Raw genomic sequence first — 18,814 nt, 5'->3', positions numbered from 1 at the left:
CCCAAAAGGAGAGGACTTCAAATGCATTTGTCGGGCCAGTTCCGAGAAAGGGAACAGAGAATGGAGGCGACCTAATTCACTCGTTGCAAAACTTTGACGATATTTTTTAAGCATATCGAACTCGGTAAAACCTAAACAAGGTTCGATTTCTGAGATTTTTTGTATCTTTACCATGTGTTTTTATTTTTAATTACCCCCGTTTTGGCCGTCAAACCGTTTTTTGGGGGGAATGCTTAAAGATACAAAAAAGGCAACTAACTCGCAATGAATTAGTTGCCTTAAATTTTATTATTTTAGGAATATCCCTCATTCATCATTTTATTGGAGTCTTCCGAATTTATAGGTTCCTTTTTTAATCACTTTTCCATCTTTATCTGTTTCGACAAAAGGACCATCCTTCTTTCCTTGTTTGAAAAAGCCATCGAAGCGATTACCATCTTTGTCGATTTGTACGCCTTGACCCTCTTCCAATCCATCAACGAACCCACCTTTATATTGCATACCAGCAACAGTTTTCAGAGTGCCTTGTCCATTGGGACGGTTATCTTTCCAGTCACCGTCATAAACATCGCCATTGCTCCATTTATAAACTCCTTTACCATCACGTTTATTATTTTTCCAGCTTCCTTCATACACAGCACCATTCGCCCAGGTAAAAGTACCTTTTCCGTCTTGCATGCCGTTCTTGAAATTACCTACATATTTATCACCGTTAGCATGGTAATAAACTCCTGGACCGGTTCGCTCACCTAAGAGATACGAGCCCTCATAACGGTCGCCCGTGTGAAAGTAATAAGTACCTTTTCCATGTTGAATATCATCCGCCCAGTCACCATCATATTTATCTCCATTGGTATATTCAAAGACCCCTTTTCCGTGACGAACATCATCCTTCCAGTCTCCATCGTATTTAGAGCCGTCATCCCAGTTCATGGTACCTTTGCCGTTCTTCTTATCATTTTTCCAGTGACCGGTATATTTGGCACCGTTTGCCCAAGTATATGTACCTTCGCCTTCACGTTTATCATTCACCCAATGACCTACATACAAATCACCGTTATGATAATACATAGTTCCTTCACCATGCTGATAATCCTGATACCACATACCGTCGTAACGGTTGTTATTCATAAAATAATAGATACCTTTTCCGTGCTGCTGGTCCTGGAACCACTGTCCTTCGTACTTTTCTCCGTCAGGGAACATATAAATTCCATATCCTTCACGTTTCCCTTTCACATATTCACCTTCAAAGACATCACCGTTTTTAAAAACCGTTTTTCCTTTTCCGTTCGGTTTTCGGCCTTTCATTTCTCCCGTATAGACACTGCCATCCTTAAAAGTATAGTTGCCAATCTTTATTTCAGTGGAGAATGTATCTTTAATTTTTCCGAAAAATCCGCCTTTCTTTCCTTCATTTTCTTGTGCCATTACTCCCTCTTGTGCAAGGAGAGCCAATAAAAGTGTAGTATATAGATATTTCCTCATTGGTTTTAGTCGTTACTCATTTTAGAATTACAATTTGGACAAAGATACAATTTCTATCCCAAACAGCCCACTTTCGGAAAGCAATTTATGACAACTTTTTACCTGCAATGACCTCTTTTAATGTCTCTTTGCACAAATAGCGTTGTGCCAAATCTTGTATTTCTGCAGGAGTAACCTCGTTTACAGCCAGCAGAGAACGTGAAAAGTAGTCATCATCCAGACCGGAAGTAGCAATAAAGATCCATGCATCCGAAAGTGAGAAAGGAGACTCATAACTACGGCACATTTCGCCCAACATATAGTTGCGTACGATAGTCAGTTCTTCCATCGACACAGGTTCCTGATGCAGACGGTCAATTTCATGATATACTTCCTGTATCAACGGTTCCACATATTCATTATCCGTTTCTGTCGAGATAGCCAGCAATCCGCTATCCGGATAAAACATGATCCCCGCTGAAATGCCATAAGTATACCCCTTTTCTTCACGGATATTAGACATCAGCCGACTGCCGAAATAGCCTCCGAATAAAGTCATCAATACCCGGAGTTTCAGATAATCAGGATGGTTACGAGTGATGGTTGTATATCCCATCTTTACAGCACTCTGCATAGCATCCTCACGTTCTATAAAAATTCTCTTTTCGGAAACGGCAGTAAAAGGAAAACTTAATTTCAATGCCGGCTGTTGATGTTGACCAAAAGAAGTGCCGAATGTATCCGTCACCCGGCTGATAATATCCTCCGTCACCTTGCCGGACAAGAATATAGAGCAATTGCCCGAATGGTAATACCGTTCATAAAATTCACGAAGCACTTCCGGAGTGATAGCATGATAATCTTCCTCCACCACTATTTTACCACATGGATGCTGTTCGCCATAAAGCGACTTCAACAGGCTGCGATGTGCCAGGAAATCAACTTTGGAAGTATTGACCAGATATTGTTGGATATTGGTATCGAGGATAGTATGCAATTCTTTCTCCGGGAAAAGCGGTTCTTTAATCATGGATTCTACCACCTCCAATGTTTTCGCCAAATACTTATTCAACGAATAAACAGTGATGTATGCATACTCCGACGAGCTGGACAGTTCGAGCCACGAACCATAGTAATCCAGTTTCTCGGCAATGGTGGCAGCCGTATATTTTGTCGTACCTTCGCGCAACATCCGGTTTGTAAACAAGGCTTGCAGTTTCTGCGACTGCTGCCAACGGGCTCCAGCGAAAAGCACATCCATGCGTACTACTTCCTGTTCACCCGCATTAATAACAGTCAATGGAATACCATTTGGCAATGTCATTCGGACGGGAGGAAGTATACGAAAATTTTTCAGGGTTTGTATTTCAGGTTGTATTTTACGATCCATACGATTAGATTCTATTCTTCAAAAACTCTTCTGCCCGTTCCAAATCTTGCGGGGTATCGATTCCGATGGTTTCTACTTCACTAATGCCTACCTTTATCTTATATCCGTTCTCCAGCCAACGGAGCTGCTCCAAAGATTCAGCCAGTTCCAGAGAAGACTGCGGAAGCATGGTTATCTCTTTCAGCACATCTGTACGATAGGCATACAGTCCGATATGCTTGTAGTAGGTATGTCCCTTCAGCCAGTCCTGTTTCTCGGCATTACGCTGATAAGGAATAATGGAGCGGCTAAAATAAAGCGCGTTCCAGTTCTTATTGACTACCACTTTCGGTGAATTTACGTTTTCCAGTACAGCAAACGGTTCATCTGCAGTAAAAGGTTTCACCAGCGTGGCAATCTGCGTGGTTACATCTTCGAAACAAGCCTTTACCGCATCCAATTGTGAAGGCTGAATAAAAGGTTCATCTCCTTGTATATTAACCACGACATCAAAGTCACCTCCAATCTTTGTACAAGCTTCATAACAGCGATCCGTACCGCTTTTGTGATGAATAGAAGTCATCACAACCTTACCTCCGAACGCCTTGACAGCAGCTTCAATACGCTCATCGTCCGTGGCTACATAAGCGTCATCCAAAACGCCAGCCACTTGCTCATACACACGTTGTATAACAGTTTTTCCACCCAACATAGCCAACGGTTTTGCAGGAAAACGAGTGGATGCATAGCGGGCAGGTATAATTCCAAGAAATTTCATCTACTTAATAAATAATGAAGAATGGAAGGCAGATAATGACTGTTGTATATATCCCCTTTGCCAATCTTCCGGTTTTACTATTTTGTTATCATATAAAAGCATGTCAATGTCCAGACAAACTTTCTCCTCTTTTTTATCTTCCGGACGACGTCCGGACCTTTGTTCTATATCTTTCAGCATTTTCCTCACTACCTCTTCATCCTTATCGGAAAAGAACATAACCACTTGGTTGGAAAACAAGGCCGGATTCTTAAAAAACAAAGGTTCAGTTTCCAATTCGGGCGCAAAACATATAGAAGAGAACGATTCAGTCAGTTCCTGTCTGGCAAAAGTCAAATTCTCTTTCCTGTTGTAATTACTCCCTATGCAAACAATATACCTATGCATTAAAAGATAAGTATTAAGTATTAGGTATTAAACATTAGATATTAAAGATATTACACCTACAGTTCAGTGCCCCAAACGCTACGGGTTAATACTTATTTCAGACTTAGTTAAAAAGATCGTCCAATCCCCCCTCTTCTATCACCTCTCCGTCCGGAGTTTCCGAACCGGCACATGGATCAAATCCTTCAGGGAGTTTAAATTTCTCCTGCTGGTCATATCCCAAAGTCGGGTCATCATACACTTTCTTCATATACAATGCCCAAATAGGCAAAGCAGCGGCAGCTCCCTGACCATAAGTCATTCTACCAAAGTGAATGTCACGTTCATCACCTCCTACCCAACAACCGGATACCAATGAAGGAGTGAATCCCATAAACCAGGCATCAGAGTTATCATTGGTCGTACCTGTTTTTCCACCCATATCGGCGGTAATTCCATAACGACGAACACGCCCACCTGTTCCTTCATTAATAACGGCGCGCAACATAACCAGCATTTTATATGCACTTGAAATACTTATCACCTCCTCCATTTGCGGTGCAAAGGTAGAAAGCACATTACCATCACTATCTTCAATGCGTGTAACAAACAATGGAGCCACACGAATTCCTTTATTGGCAAAAGCTGTATATGCACTTACCATCTCACCCACAGAAATTTCACAAGGTCCCAGACAAAGCGAAACCACCGGGTCGATTGCTTTATTACGAACCCCAAAACTATGGATCAAACGTACAAGATTATACGGATTCAGTTTGCCCATCAAATAAGCAGAAATCCAGTTGTCAGAATTAGCCAATCCCCACTTCAGAGTCACCATTTCCCCATAACGTTTATTATTTGCATTACGAGGCGTCCAAGGAGTTCCGTTCTCATCAATCAACGTTTGCTCTACGTGGCGTGTCTGGTCGCAAGGAGAAAATCCATTTTCCATTGCTAATGTATACAAATACGGTTTGATAGTAGATCCCACCTGACGACGTCCCACCATTGCCATATCATACTGGAAATATACATAATTCGGTCCGCCTACATAAGCCTTCACATGCCCGCTTACCGGATCCATCGACATGAATCCTGTTCGCAGGAAAGATTTGTAGTAACGGATGGAATCCATCGGTGTCATAATTGTATCTTTATCTCCCTTCCAGGAAAAGACAGTCATTTCTTCCGGGGTATCGAACGCTTTACGAATCTGCTGTTCCGAAGCTCCCGCCTCTTTCATAAGACGATAACGATCCGTCTGCTTCATAGCTTTTGTCAGCAACTCCTCCACTCGTTTTTCCGGCAGTGATCTTGCGTATGGAGCATTTTTGCTTCCCTCTTTTTCTTTGAAAAACACAGGTTGCAAATAATCACCTAAATGCTCTTTTACTGCATCCTCTGCATATTGCTGCATACGTGAATTGATCGTCGTATAAATCTTCAATCCATCTGTATAGATGTTATAATTCGTACCGTCTTTCTTTTTATTTTTTGCACACCAACCATACAACGGGTTAGTTTCCCACGCGATAGAATCTTCGTAGAATTTTTGCATTTGCCAACCACGATAATCACTTTTTACCGGTTTCGGTGCTGTCATCACACCACGGAGATATTCGCGGAAATAGGTAGCCAATCCCTCTTTGTGGTCAACGCGGTTATATTTTAGTTTCAGCGGAAGAGCCTGCAAAGAATCACATTCTGCATCTGTGATATAACCAGCTTTACGCATCTGCTCAAGCACTACATTACGACGGCCACGGGAACGTTCGTTGAAACGAACCGGATTATAAAGCGACGGATTCTTACACATACCAACCAGCGTAGCCGCTTCTTCAATCTTCAAATCCTTCGGTTCACAGCCGAAATAGGTATGCGCAGCAGTTTTAATACCAACCGCATTATTCAGGAAATCAAATTTATTGAGATACATACTCAATATTTCCTCTTTGGTGTAGTAACGTTCAAGCTTCACCGCAATCACCCATTCAATCGGTTTCTGGAAAAGACGTTGCAGTGTATTTCTCGCCACATTCTCTGTAAACAACTGTTTGGCAAGCTGTTGCGACAAGGTGCTACCTCCACCTGCATTTTTCTGAAACATCAAACCACGTTTTACAAACGCACGAAACAATGCCTTGGCATCAATTCCTGAATGTTCGACAAAACGAACATCTTCCGTTGCAATAAGAGCATTGATAATACTAGGCGACAAATCCTTGTAAGCTGTGTACACCCGGTTTTCCTTACTGTAAGACCACGTGCCAAGCACTTTTTCATCTTCAGAGAAAATCTCCGTTGCAAATTTATAACTCGGATTTTCAAGTTCCTCTACAGGAGGCATATAACCAATCCAACCCTTTGAGATAGAGACAAAGATGACAACAATAGCCAACACAATGACTGCCAGAAATATCCAAAGAGCCTTTATTATTTTTCGAATCATGTTTTTTCTTGCTTAAAATGACGCATTTAATTAAGGTACAAAGGTAGATAAAATCCGCTATTCAGCCAACGAGTTTGATTATAATTTCTATTTTGTTAAAATATGGAGCGGCACTCATAACAAATAGCACGAAACAAAACAAAAAAGAGCATTTTTCAAGAAAGTAATCCTCTATTATATCTAAAACACAAACAGGCGGGATTTTTCCCGCCTGTTATTCATTCATAAATATACCTATTTATAAGATAATCAATTACAAGTTTGCTGCCTGCACACCGACCACTCCGGCAATTGCACCAGCAACAGCAATAATCACTTTCAAAATAATACTCCACGTTTTTTTCATAGACATTTTTCTTTTTTTATTAAACACTAAATAAACACCCTAACCATCAATCGTTAATTGACAATTCATTATGCGGCAGGATCCGGTGCTTCTCCGCTACCGCCACTTTCATTTCCTCCGCCTTCTTCTCCGCCATCATCCGGTTTTTCAGGATCATTAGGAGAAATTGTCATATTAAGCTTCTTCAGATATTCATCCAAGCTAATCAAATCCAACTTCTCATCTGCACGAGTAGCAGTCTTTGTAACGCGCAGCTCTTTATTCGCCTGAAAAAAGATACGAACGCTCTCTACACTTTTTGCATTAATATCCTTCGCCAGTTCGGCACCTTTCGAACGGGCAGTCAACATAAAGACGCCCAGACCTTCAATATTCACAGACTTACCTTCCAGCAACTGTTCCTTCATCTTTTCCACAAAATTCTGGATCACACTCTTGATATCACCAACAGACAGCGAAGAACGATCCTGCATTTTCTGTGCAATATATTTCAGGTTGACAGACTGACCTAAAGTGATCAGATGCGGATAATATCTCTTGGGAGAATTGGGAACACGCGGATCTGTTGGGCGCGTAATGACTTTGTAAATTACACTCATACTACGTTTTTTTAAAGATTTAAATTCAAATTATTTATTCACGTTTTGTTGATCAACACTGCAAAGGTGAAGCTTTTATTCCGGATAGAAAAGAAAAAAGCCCCTTGCGGAGCTCTTTATATTCATACTAGTATATAACAATTTATTAATCAGCAATATAATTAAACTTTTAGAATTTTCCATTCCCCTATTGTACACTGTTCGCTATCAAAACTGACAGCCACCTTTACTATAGGCAATCCGCACAAAGCAAAACGTTTGGGGTAATTCTTCAGATCAATTTGCTCCATCGCCCTATCCGCACTCTTGTCCAATTTCAATTCCATCACATACAACGTAGTCTTTGTACGAAGCACCATATCCACCCGTCCACTGGCAGTACGAACCTCCACATCTACATAATAGCCCAACAAACTGAATATAATATAAAACATCTGTTGGTAGTGCCCCTCATATTTCGTATTATCACATTGAGGAATGGTAGACAGAAACGTTTGCAAACGACGTAAAGCAGCATCCATATCACCATTACGAATATCACGGGAAAGATAAGCTACCATAGTATTGGCTTCCGGTGTTTTACTAGCAACATAATTAGGAAGAAGACTTTTCATCAAACCTATTCTGACCTCCTTATTAGGAATATCCAATGTATATAAATCTAACTCCTTATCATAATCTTTTATCGTGATATAGCCACTTTGATATAACAATGGAGTAATGCTCACCATTCTTTCTGTAGGTGCATCAAAATCCTCCGCAACCGCAGTTTTTCTCCCTATCTCGGAAGGCGCTACACCAAATTTATCCAGCATCTTTATCAAATAAGTAGGTGTACCACTACCAAACCAATAAGAATTAAATTTACCATCTGCAAAAGCGTTAAGCAAACTGAATGGATTATATATATCAGGAGACGGATAAGTGAAATGATAGCCGTCGTAGTTTTCTTTCAGTTTTGCCAATACCTCTTCAGAAGTAACCTCCAGTTTTTGGGCTAATGCGTCTACATCATCTTTCATTTGGACAAGTATCTCGTTTTCTGTAATACCGCAAATGGCAGCATAAGACTCATTCATGCTAATATTCTTGATATTGTTCAATTCACTAAATATACTAAGTTGGGAGAATTTGGTGATACCGGTCAAAAACACATACCGCAAATAAGGATCACACGCTTTAAGAGGGCTGTAGAAATTGCGCATAATGTTACGCAATACGCCAAGCCTCTCTTCCTCGTGTACTACATCCAGCAGAGGAGCATCGTATTCATCTATCAGCACAACCACTTGTTTCCCTGTCTGCTCGTAAGCGCGCTTGATGAGTCCTTCCAGACGCTGATTTGGATTAACCTCTCCCTCCATCTTTCCGTAAACCTCCTCATAACGAATTAGCTTCATATTCAACTCTTGCAACAGCTGTTCACAGTCTGCATGCTTGGCTGTACTCATATCAAAGTGAAGCACTGGATATTCCGTCCACTCCTTTTCCAGCTTTTCTATAGCCAACCCTTGAAATAATTCTTTCTGACCAGAGAAATAACTATGTAATGTAGAAGTCAACAATGACTTACCAAAACGACGAGGACGACTCAAGAATACGTATTTAGTGAAATGTACCATCCAATACACATATTCCGTTTTATCAATATAAAGGTAATTACTTTTCCGTATTTCCGAAAAAGTCTGTATTCCGATGGGGTATCTTCGTAAATTTTCCATTTCAATTCGATTTTTCACAAAGCTACAAAAAATATTCATCGCACCATTCACTGTTTTACAAAAAAAATATCAACGATCTTCACAGACAGTTGATATTATAGAAATCACATCGGATTTGCACCGACATGAGGGCGTTGATCAGGAATACACCGCTGTATATTTCCTGACCACAAAATGTAGGGTTCTTCATGTGTGTAGCATAAAGTTAGGGACCTACATGTTTCATCTCACTTTTGTGTAAAGTATTAAAAGTACTCTATGACATTATTAACTTAAAATAGAGGTCATCAATGGATCTCATCTATGCATCCAGCATCGAAGTTTATTTACCTTTATATTAGTTGGATTTATTATTCCTTGTCGTGAGTTTGTTCTCCATATCCATAACCGTAACCGTATCGTTTACCATAACCGTAATACTTGCCATATTTGCCATAACCGTAATAATAACCGTACTTTCTTCTCTTCAAATCCAAACCATTAATTACAGTACACAGCTTAGGTAATTTATTATTTTCAGCAAGTTCATTGATCAAAGTATACTCATTCTTGTGAGTATAATCTGCACGACAAACATAAACAGATAAATCAGCCACACGCCCTATCAGCAATGTATCAGTTACCATACCAACAGGAGCTGTATCCAGAATTACATAATCAAAACTTTTCTTGAATGTTTCAATTGCTTTATCTAATCCATCACGTGCCAACAATTCAGTCGGGTTAGGAGGAACTGTTCCACCAGGAAGAATATACAAATTCTTGCTAACATCAGAGAGCTGCACCAAATCCATCAAATTCTTTTCCGGATTGGCCAAGTATTGAGTTATACCCACTTCTTTTCTTGGAATATTAAATACCTTATTCAAACCCGGTTTACGAATATCCAAACCGACAATAATAACCTTTTTGCCTAATAAAGAAAGGCTGATAGCAAGATTAGCTGAAATGAAAGATTTACCTTCACCACTAACTGTAGAAGTAACTAAAATCACTTTCTTATCATTTTCAAGCATAAATTGAAGATTCGTTCGAATATTACGGAAGGTTTCGCTCATCAGGTTGTTTTGATTCTCAAATACGGCAATAGCTCCCTGCTTTTCATCAGTTAATGGGATATCACCGACAATAGGTATACTAGTGAGCTTTTCTACATCAGAACGACCTTCAATCCTAAACTTAGTCAAATTGATTAAATAGATGACACCTACAGGAATTCCGACACCTAGAACTAAAGCAACTAAATAAATGATCTTACCTTTAGGTGATACAGGAATTTCATCAGCAATAGCATCATCAATTATTTTAGCATTGTTAGCTGTAGCAGCTAAAGTAATAGCATTCTCTTCACGTTTCTGGAGAAGCAACAGATACAATCCAGACTTGATCTCTTGCTGACGAGCAATACTCACAAACTGACGCTCCTGTCCCGGAGCCTCATTGATACGGCGAGAAAAACGACTAGCTTCACGATCCAAATCTGCTTTTGTTATCAGTAGTCCCTGTAAAGTACGATCAAGAGTAACATCCACATTCATCTTCATCGCACGAATACTTGTATCCAGATTTATAATTGTAGGATTGTTTTCTGTAGAAGTGCGCAACAAACGTTTACGTTCTACTAGCATTTCGTTATAACGATCAATTTGAGCTACGAGTCCAGCATCTTGCAGACCAATATTACCAGGAAGTACTTCATATTCATTTCCTCTCATATATCTACGCAAATCCTCTACCAAATTGATTTGCGTTTGGTTCTCTACACGTTTCTTTTCATATTCCGCATTTCCTGTCAAAGCTATTTGAGCTTCACTCGTTAAATCCGTAATACCAGCATTTCGTTTAAAAGTCTCCAAACTTTCTTCAGTACTACCTAACTCTTTTGATATAATACCAATACGCTCATCAATAAACTCTGCTGTCTTTTGAGCAATTTCATTCTTATCATTATTCGTATTAATATTATACATTTCCAAAAGCTTATTAATAAAATCCTGCCCACGTCGTAAGCTGGAATTCTTCAATGATATAACTGCAACAGAAGTTGTTTTCGAAGTAGGCTCGATAGTCATACTTTTGCAATACCATCTTGCTACACGCAAAGGATTATTTATAGTCGCTGTTATATTACGAACTTTTTTCGCCAAATCAACATCGTCAGTTCCCTTAGAAATTAAAGAATCGGGACTCATGAAAAAAGCTAATGTTCCCCTTGCGGTAGGGAAAACTGCAGGTAATTTATCAAAATGTTTTTGGAATTCATCATCTCCCACCTTTACATTTATATCCAAACTTCCTTGTGGCTGTAAAGCCATCTCCACAATCATAGGATCATCCAATAATTCAGCCTCTTGTGGAATCAAATTAACTTGCACAGGAGAAGTTTTATACATATCCTTTGCCGGAAATTCATCTTCATCTTTATAAGATATATATAAATTCAAATCTATAACAACTTCTTTCGCAATAGTCTTAGAACGAAGCACTTCAATCTCATTATCGATATTTTGAGAAGAAGAGATCAAACCGTCCAACCCTAAGTTTTCCAATTCTGATGCCATACCTGCTCCTCCCCCCTTTTTATCATCTTTTATCAGAACTGTAGCTGATATATTATATACCGGAGTAGCCATACGCAAATACAACCATGCCCCTAGCAAAAAGACAACAACTGTTCCAACAAACCAAGGCCAATGAATCAAATATTTAAACAGGATTTCCTGAAAATCAATCTTCTCTTCATTCGCTTCCTGTTCCACATTATATACTTTTTTTTCTTTCATCTCTTAAGACGTTACTTTAAGATATTAAACAATAAACTGGCAAGTGATACCAAAATAGAAGTCGCAGAAAACCACAAACTAGTACTATTACCGATATCAGAATTACGAGCTTTCGCCTTATTCGGAGTCACATAAATAATATCATTCTGTTGTAACCAGTAATAAGGAGAAAGAATAGTTTCAGCCTTATTCAAATCTAGAGTAATAATCTGTTGCTTCCCGCTTGAATCTTCACGAATGAGTCTTACATTGTCACGAAGCCCATAAACAGTCATATCACCTGCCATAGCAAGCGCCTCTAATAAATTAACCTTTTCATTAGAAATAGTAAATGTACCCGGACGAGTCACCTCACCAATCACTGATATTTTATAATTTACCATACGCACTGTTACAATTGGAGTTTCTGTAATATATAGCTTCAATTTATCGACAATCATCTGCTCCGCCTGTTTTTTTGTCAATCCTCCCAACTTCAATTCTCCCAATACAGGAAAATTAATTTTTCCTTCATTATCTACCAAATAAGGTTGCAGCATTGGTTGTGCTGTGGTAAAGGTTGAATTACTAGAGGCTATACCGCTGGGACTAGCAATTGTCAAATTGAAGGGTAAAGCCAATTCCGGACTGGTGCAAGACACTACAATTGTCAACAAATCCTTTGGCATAATTTTAGCGTCATACAAATTCTCCTGTTGAGTTACTTGTTCCACAACTTCCACATCCTGTAAATATGGAACTTTTTTATACGACTGGCAAGCTACCAACAAAAAAGGTAACAACAGCAACCCAAATTTCTTATTAAGTCTTCTCATAATCTATTTTATTTATTTTATTACAACTAATCACCAAACCTTTATTAATACGCCTCCTTTTCTCCATGAATTGCATTATACACTGTCTTGTACATAATATAGAGATCTAATAAAAATGTCCAATGCTCAATATACCAGATATCACGCATCACACGACCTTCCATCTGCCAAAGCTCTTTTGTCTCACCACGATAACCAGTCACCTGTGCCCACCCCGTTATACCTGGTTTAACAAAATGACGAACCATAAACTTATTTATTAGTAAAGAGTACTCTTGAGTATGTTTTAGCATATGGGGACGTGGACCAACAATAGACATATCACCTTTAAACACATTAATAAATTGTGGTAGTTCATCAATGCTAGTCTTTCTTATAATCTCCCCTATCCTTGTTTTACGTGGATCATGCTCTGTAGCCTGAAGAGTATCACATTGAGCATTCACTCTCATTGAACGGAATTTATAACACCAGAATTCCTTTCCATCTTCACCGCTACGCTTCTGTTTAAAAAAGATAGGTCCCGGAGAACTCATCTTTATAGCAACTCCAACAATAATATAAATAAATGGGAAAATCGTACATAAAAATAATGTAGAACACACTATATCAAAAGTACGTTTTACTATACGGTTCTCAAGTAACTCTAAAGGTTCACGACGAATAGATAAAACAGGAACATTTCCCAACATTTCAAAATGCATCCGACGTTTCAAATAATTGCGTACATTCGGAACACTAAAAAAACGAACTAAATGGTTCTCACAATAATTAATAATGGGAACAATTTCAGCACTACGAGCAGAAGGAAGGCTACAATAGAGCTGGTCTACTCGGCCGACATTCTGCTTCAGAAAATTGTTTACCTCTTGAGGATGCCCTAAATATGAAACATCACTTGGGTAACGGTCTGAAGGAAAATCCTCAAAATATCCAAGAACACGATACCCCGAAGTGGGATCATCTGTCATTGCGTGATAAAGCTCCTGCATGTTTTCATGACTACCAATCAATATCACTTTACGAACATTCCCTCCTTGCTTACGATAAAGTTCCAAGAAGTAACGAAAAGCCAAACGATAGCTTACTATTACTAATATCAAAACAATATAAAACAAACCAAAAAGCCGGGAATGAGAAAACTCAAAATGAAAAAGTAATAAAATACAGACTGAAAGCAATACAAAAGGAACCATGTTACGTAAAACACGGACCATGATTTGTTCAGGACGGACTACCGAACGATGAAGAATGACTCCGGAGTGCATATTACAAAGTAGATAACATAAAGTTATCAAAGCCATACCTTGAAGGATGGAACCACAATTCTCGCACCAAAAGCGGTTACCCAAAAACTGTTCGAATCCCCATAAAAGCAGGTTCAGCAAAATAAGATCCCCCAAAAGGACACAAGATTTTAGGACTTTGTTAAAACGTTGGACTTCCTGCATATGTATTAGTTATGATTGATATAAATTAGTCATAATACCACCTATGTGCACGACAGTGAAAAAATACCGTACCAGAATACTCTACCATATACTATTCAAAATTCTTATCTAATATGACAGCAATATTATTCTCTATTCATCGACTCTTGCATGTAGAGTCTCTTTACAAATTTCAAATCATGAGAAACCATTATTTTTATAAGTTCTTCAAAAGATGTCTTCCGAGGATTCCAACCAAGTAAAGTTCTTGCTTTTGTAGGGTCACCCAATAATTGTTCAACTTCTGCAGGGCGAAAATATTTAGGATCTACTTCCACCAAAACTTTCCCAGTGGCCCCATCAATCCCCTTCTCATTTACCCCCTTGCCTTCCCAACAAAGATTAACACCTGTTTCTTTAAATGCTAACGTAGTAAATTCACGTACTGTATGATACTCTCCTGTAGCAATTACAAAATCTTCAGGTGCATCATGTTGGAGAATCAACCACATACATTCTACATAATCTTTAGCATATCCCCAGTCACGAAGAGAATCAAGGTTACCCAAATAAAGTTTGTCTTGTAAACCTTGAGCAATACGTGCAGCCGCCAACGTAATTTTACGAGTTACAAAAGTTTCACCTCTCCGCTCACTTTCGTGATTGAACAGGATTCCATTTACCGCAAACATTCCATAACTTTCACGATAATTCTTGGTAATCCAAAAACCATACTGCTTAGCCACTCCGTATGGAGAACGGGGATAAAAAGGTGTTGTTTCCTTTTGAGGAACTTCCTGAACCATACCAAATAATTCAGAAGTCGAAGCCTGGTAAATTTTAGTCTTCTTTTCCATACCCAAAATACGAACCGCTTCCAACATACGAAGTGTACCAATAGCATCAGCATCAGCTGTATATTCGGGAACATCAAAAGATACTTTTACATGACTTTGAGCTGCCAAGTTATAGATCTCATCTGGTTGGACTTGCTGAATAATACGAATTAAAGAACTACTATCTGTCATATCACCATAATGGAGATTTACCAAACGGTCTTTTTTCATATCACGTACCCATTCGTCTAAATAAAGATGTTCGATACGACTTGTATTGAATGATGAAGAACGGCGAAGAATACCGTGGACCTCATAACCTTTTTCTATTAAAAATTCTGCCAGAAATGAACCATCTTGTCCTGTAATACCTGAAATTAATGCTATTTTTTTCATAAAATATTCTCTATTAATTATGATCCATAATCATTCCATTTTTCTCTTTTAAAATATTCCACAAGAATAAAACATTTCCTATAATATACCTACGCCACATTCTTTTCGGTTCTTTCAATAAACGATATGCCCATTCTAATCCGTTTTTCTGCCACCATTGAGGAGCCCGCTGCACAGTTCCTGCAAAAAAATCGAATACAGCTCCAATTGTACCTATGTGACAATGAACATTAAGTTCATTCAAATGCTCATAAGCCCATTTTTCTTGCTTGGGTGCAGTCATACCAATCCAAAGCAGATCAGGATTAGCCATATTTACTGCATTAATCATTTCTCGATTTTCTTCCTCTGTAAAACTCGATTTGTAAGGAGGAGAGTAAGTCTTAACTTGAATATTGGGATAGACAGTCTTCACTTTTTCACACACCAAAGACAATGTTTTCTTACTACTTCCCAAAAAGAAGCATACTCCCCCTTTCTGATTTAATTTATTCATTTCATATTGAAACAAATCCCATCCGGCTGTACGTTCTATTTTTTCACCCCGTAGAAATTTAAAAGCAAGCACCATACTGATACCATCCGGAATCAATGCTCCTCCTTTTAATAATGCTTCCTGAAAAAGCGGATCTTTCAAGGCAGTGTTATACGAATGAGCATTAATCGTATTAATCAGCAACTTGCCTTCGGGTAATGACGATAAATCCTTCTGATTCTTCAGAAGAATAATTGTTTTAAGACAAAGTTTCATATATATTAAATAAGAAATTATCTGAGTCTGAGGACTTTCGAAATGTGCTATTAAGTATAAAAGATGATGTTCGCCTCAGTTTAAAGTGGAATTAAAATGAAAAGTATTATCTTCCTATACAATAATAAGTAACCCCTTTTTCCATCATTTCTACCGGGTCATATATATTACGTCCATCAATGATTACAGGACTATTCATTGTGCGCTTCAAAACACCCCAACTTGGCAAACGAAATTGTTTCCATTCCGTTAACAACAATAAAGCATCTGCATTTAATACTGCATCATACATATCTTTCGCATAAGTAACTCCTTCACCGACACGGCGTTTACATTCATCCATTGCTACAGGGTCAAATACCTGAACTTTACAACCAGCTTTAATTAGCTGATTAATAGTGATTAACGCTGTTGCTTCACGCATATCATCAGTTTCTGGTTTAAATGCTAATCCCCAAATTGCAATAACTTTCCCATGAAGTTCACCATTGTAATGCTTACAAAGTTTATTAAACACAATATGTTTTTGATTTTCATTTACTTCTTCTACAGCTTTCAACACTCTCATTTCATAGCCTCTATTTTCAGCAGTCTTAACTAGAGCTTTCACATCTTTAGGGAAACAACTACCTCCATATCCACACCCAGGATATAAAAATTTACTACCAATACGTGTATCCGCTCCAATACCTTTTCGCACCATGTTCACATCTGCCCCTACTAATTCACACAAGTTCGCTATATCATTCATAAATGAAATACGTGTAGCTAACATACTATTTGCTGCATACTTTATCATTTCTGCAGAAGGTATATCCGTAAAGATTACTCGGAAATTATTCAGCATAACAGGACGATACAAACGACTCATAAGCTCCTTCGCCTTTTCGGACTCTATTCCCACTACCACACGATCTGGTCTCATGAAATCCTGAATAGCAGCACCTTCCTTCAGAAATTCCGGATTTGAAGCCACATCAAACTCAATATCAACTCCTCTTTTCTCTAACTCTTCGTGAATAGCCTTTTTTACCTTTTGAGCTGTACCTACAGGTACGGTGGATTTGGTGACAAGCAATACATATTTGTTTATATTACGCCCTACAGTACGTGCTACTTCCAGAACATAAGTTAAGTCTGCACTTCCATCTTCATCCGGAGGTGTTCCCACAGCACTAAAAACGATGTCTACATTATCCAAACTAAGTTTTTAAATCTGTTGTAAAGTTTAGTCTACCTTCCCTGTGATTACGTAATACCATTTCATCTAACCCAGGTTCATAGATTGGAATTTGACCATCTAACAGGCTTTTGATTTTCTCTTCGTTAACATCGACACACGTTACATTTACCCCCATTTCAGCGAAGCAAGTTCCACTTACTAAGCCAACATATCCAGTTCCTACAACTGCTATATTCATAATTAAAAATTTTAGATAACAATGATTATTTTAAAGGATTTTTCTCTGACTTATACCATTGTATGAATTTTGCAACCCCATCGTGTAATGTAACCATTGGTTCATAGCCAATTTCCTTTTTCAACATGGAGGTATCAGCATTAGTCTGATACACATCTCCAGGCTGCATGGGTAAGAATATTTTTTCAGCTTCATGGCCCATGGCAGATTCTATTTCATGGATAAAATCCATCAATTTTACTGGATGTGAACATCCTATATTGTATATTTTATATGCTACTCCATTCGAGCTTTTCTGTGTTACCGGAACATGATCCAGTGTCCGTATTGTACCTTCAACAATATCATCAATATATGTAAAATCACGAATCATATCTCCATTATTGAAAACCTTTATCTGTTCTCCATTTGAAATAGCTCTAGCAAATAACATAGGAGCCATATCAGGACGTCCCCATGGACCATAAACAGTAAAGAAACGAAGTCCAGTCACAGCAAGACCATACAGTTTACTATAACTATGTGCCATCAATTCATTTACTTTTTTTAGTTGCAGCATACAAACTAACTGGAGTATCCACTTTGTCTTCCTCAGAATACGGTACTTTCGAATTTAGACCATATACGGAACTAGAAGATGCAAATACCAAATGTTTCACCTCATAATGACGACAACATTCCAATACATTCAAGAAACCAGCCAAATTACTTTGTAAATAAGCATATGGATTTGTAATAGAATATCTCACTCCAGCTTGCGCAGCTAAGTTTACAACCTTTTCAAAATGTTCCCTTTCAAAAAGTTCTTCCATGGCATGCCGGTCATCAATAGACATCCGTATAAATCTACAAGTCTCATACCTAGAGCTTTGTATCGGTTGATTCCATACAAATTCATCATTCAACATGATACCCATTTCCGATAATCGGCCATATTTCAATCGGACGTCATAATAGTTGTTTATACTATCAATCCCCACTACCTCATCACCTCTAGATGCCAATACACCCATTAATTTAGACCCAATAAAGCCTGCAGCACCTGTTACTAAAATTTTCATAAATCACAAATTGTTTAATCTATCAATTCTATCATTCTTGCTTTCATTTCAGAGTAACACGCAAATCTATATTTACATATAAAAGGCTGTCGCTCGTCTGTAATGACAGCAAGTATGTCAGTATTCAGTACAGGAGAATAATCTCTCTACTAAATATTTCACCAATAAGTATGTAGGATTTATAATACCTGACAATTATTTCAATTAACTTGTAAACTTTACA

13 protein-coding genes and 3 pseudogenes are annotated in these 18,814 nt (G+C 38.3%); all 16 read right to left on the bottom strand.

Translation table 11 applies throughout. The annotated features are described in order from the left end of the window. Positions 1-174 (bottom strand): annotated as a pseudogene (locus BSAG_RS26070) (DDE transposase); the annotation flags it as partial. Between the two features lie 144 nt (positions 175-318). Then, positions 319-1,488, bottom strand: a complete 1,170-nt coding sequence (locus BSAG_RS10930) for a phosphatidylinositol-4-phosphate 5-kinase (protein ID WP_008640042.1) — start codon at positions 1,486-1,488, stop codon at positions 319-321. A gap of 85 nt (positions 1,489-1,573) precedes the next feature. After that, positions 1,574-2,857, bottom strand: coding sequence for a M16 family metallopeptidase (locus BSAG_RS10935; RefSeq protein ID WP_004314936.1), 1,284 nt, complete (start codon positions 2,855-2,857; stop codon positions 1,574-1,576). Positions 2,858-2,861: 4 nt separating this feature from the next. Continuing rightward, a complete protein-coding gene (gene kdsB, locus BSAG_RS10940; RefSeq protein WP_004314934.1) occupies positions 2,862-3,614 on the bottom strand; it encodes a 3-deoxy-manno-octulosonate cytidylyltransferase in 753 nt (250 codons plus the stop codon). After that, positions 3,615-4,001, bottom strand: a complete 387-nt coding sequence (locus BSAG_RS10945; RefSeq protein WP_008022508.1) for a 2-amino-4-hydroxy-6-hydroxymethyldihydropteridine diphosphokinase — start codon at positions 3,999-4,001, stop codon at positions 3,615-3,617. A gap of 103 nt (positions 4,002-4,104) precedes the next feature. After that, on the bottom strand, positions 4,105-6,432 hold the full coding sequence (locus BSAG_RS10950; protein ID WP_004314928.1) for a transglycosylase domain-containing protein: 2,328 nt from the start codon (positions 6,430-6,432) through the stop codon (positions 4,105-4,107). Positions 6,433-6,685: 253 nt separating this feature from the next. Then, on the bottom strand, positions 6,686-6,778 hold the full coding sequence (locus tag BSAG_RS24975) for a smalltalk protein (RefSeq protein WP_151433315.1): 93 nt from the start codon (positions 6,776-6,778) through the stop codon (positions 6,686-6,688). A 68-nt stretch (positions 6,779-6,846) separates the two neighbouring features. Next, complete coding sequence (locus BSAG_RS10955; RefSeq protein WP_004314926.1) at positions 6,847-7,377, bottom strand: HU family DNA-binding protein; 531 nt, start codon at positions 7,375-7,377, stop codon at positions 6,847-6,849. Positions 7,378-7,538: 161 nt separating this feature from the next. Then, entirely contained in the window at positions 7,539-9,098 is a 1,560-nt protein-coding gene (locus BSAG_RS10960) for an ATP-binding protein (RefSeq protein WP_004314924.1), read from the bottom strand. A 350-nt stretch (positions 9,099-9,448) separates the two neighbouring features. Beyond that, a complete protein-coding gene (locus BSAG_RS10965) occupies positions 9,449-11,881 on the bottom strand; it encodes a GumC family protein (protein ID WP_004314922.1) in 2,433 nt (810 codons plus the stop codon). 11 nt (positions 11,882-11,892) lie between these two features. Then, positions 11,893-12,696 carry a polysaccharide biosynthesis/export family protein gene (locus BSAG_RS10970; RefSeq protein ID WP_008016699.1) on the bottom strand — a complete coding sequence of 268 codons (804 nt, stop codon included), beginning with the start codon at positions 12,694-12,696 and terminating at the stop codon, positions 11,893-11,895. Positions 12,697-12,740: 44 nt separating this feature from the next. Next, positions 12,741-14,147 carry an undecaprenyl-phosphate glucose phosphotransferase gene (locus BSAG_RS10975; protein WP_004314915.1) on the bottom strand — a complete coding sequence of 469 codons (1,407 nt, stop codon included), beginning with the start codon at positions 14,145-14,147 and terminating at the stop codon, positions 12,741-12,743. 125 nt (positions 14,148-14,272) lie between these two features. Further along, positions 14,273-15,358 (bottom strand): GDP-mannose 4,6-dehydratase, encoded by a 1,086-nt coding sequence (gene gmd / locus BSAG_RS10980; protein WP_004314914.1) that lies wholly within the window; start codon positions 15,356-15,358, stop codon positions 14,273-14,275. A 13-nt stretch (positions 15,359-15,371) separates the two neighbouring features. Then, positions 15,372-16,109, bottom strand: a complete 738-nt coding sequence (locus tag BSAG_RS10985) for a WecB/TagA/CpsF family glycosyltransferase (RefSeq protein ID WP_004314913.1) — start codon at positions 16,107-16,109, stop codon at positions 15,372-15,374. A 106-nt stretch (positions 16,110-16,215) separates the two neighbouring features. Then, a pseudogene (locus BSAG_RS0223225) lies at positions 16,216-17,530 on the bottom strand (UDP-glucose dehydrogenase family protein). Between the two features lie 25 nt (positions 17,531-17,555). Then, a pseudogene (locus tag BSAG_RS0223220) lies at positions 17,556-18,591 on the bottom strand (NAD-dependent epimerase). Positions 18,592-18,814: the final 223 nt, after the last annotated feature.

It is taken from the genome of Bacteroides sp. D1 (assembly GCF_000157095.2).
Lineage (GTDB): Bacteria > Bacteroidota > Bacteroidia > Bacteroidales > Bacteroidaceae > Bacteroides > Bacteroides xylanisolvens.
The sequence above is the reverse complement of the archived record's forward strand: the minus strand, read 5'-3'. Positions and strand labels throughout refer to the sequence as shown.

Excerpts from the sequence above, each read along its gene's own strand:
- BSAG_RS10930 (WP_008640042.1), bottom strand. The coding sequence starts at position 1,488 with ATGAGGAAATATCTATATACTACACTTTTATTGGCTCTCCTTGCACAA.
- BSAG_RS10935 (WP_004314936.1), bottom strand. The coding sequence starts at position 2,857 with ATGGATCGTAAAATACAACCTGAAATACAAACCCTGAAAAATTTTCGT.
- kdsB (WP_004314934.1), bottom strand. The coding sequence starts at position 3,614 with ATGAAATTTCTTGGAATTATACCTGCCCGCTATGCATCCACTCGTTTT.
- BSAG_RS10945 (WP_008022508.1), bottom strand. The coding sequence starts at position 4,001 with ATGCATAGGTATATTGTTTGCATAGGGAGTAATTACAACAGGAAAGAG.
- BSAG_RS10950 (WP_004314928.1), bottom strand. The coding sequence starts at position 6,432 with ATGATTCGAAAAATAATAAAGGCTCTTTGGATATTTCTGGCAGTCATT.
- BSAG_RS24975 (WP_151433315.1), bottom strand. The coding sequence starts at position 6,778 with ATGAAAAAAACGTGGAGTATTATTTTGAAAGTGATTATTGCTGTTGCT.
- BSAG_RS10955 (WP_004314926.1), bottom strand. The coding sequence starts at position 7,377 with ATGAGTGTAATTTACAAAGTCATTACGCGCCCAACAGATCCGCGTGTT.
- BSAG_RS10960 (WP_004314924.1), bottom strand. The coding sequence starts at position 9,098 with ATGGAAAATTTACGAAGATACCCCATCGGAATACAGACTTTTTCGGAA.
- BSAG_RS10965 (WP_004314922.1), bottom strand. The coding sequence starts at position 11,881 with ATGAAAGAAAAAAAAGTATATAATGTGGAACAGGAAGCGAATGAAGAG.
- BSAG_RS10970 (WP_008016699.1), bottom strand. The coding sequence starts at position 12,696 with ATGAGAAGACTTAATAAGAAATTTGGGTTGCTGTTGTTACCTTTTTTG.
- BSAG_RS10975 (WP_004314915.1), bottom strand. The coding sequence starts at position 14,147 with ATGCAGGAAGTCCAACGTTTTAACAAAGTCCTAAAATCTTGTGTCCTT.
- gmd (WP_004314914.1), bottom strand. The coding sequence starts at position 15,358 with ATGAAAAAAATAGCATTAATTTCAGGTATTACAGGACAAGATGGTTCA.
- BSAG_RS10985 (WP_004314913.1), bottom strand. The coding sequence starts at position 16,109 with ATGAAACTTTGTCTTAAAACAATTATTCTTCTGAAGAATCAGAAGGAT.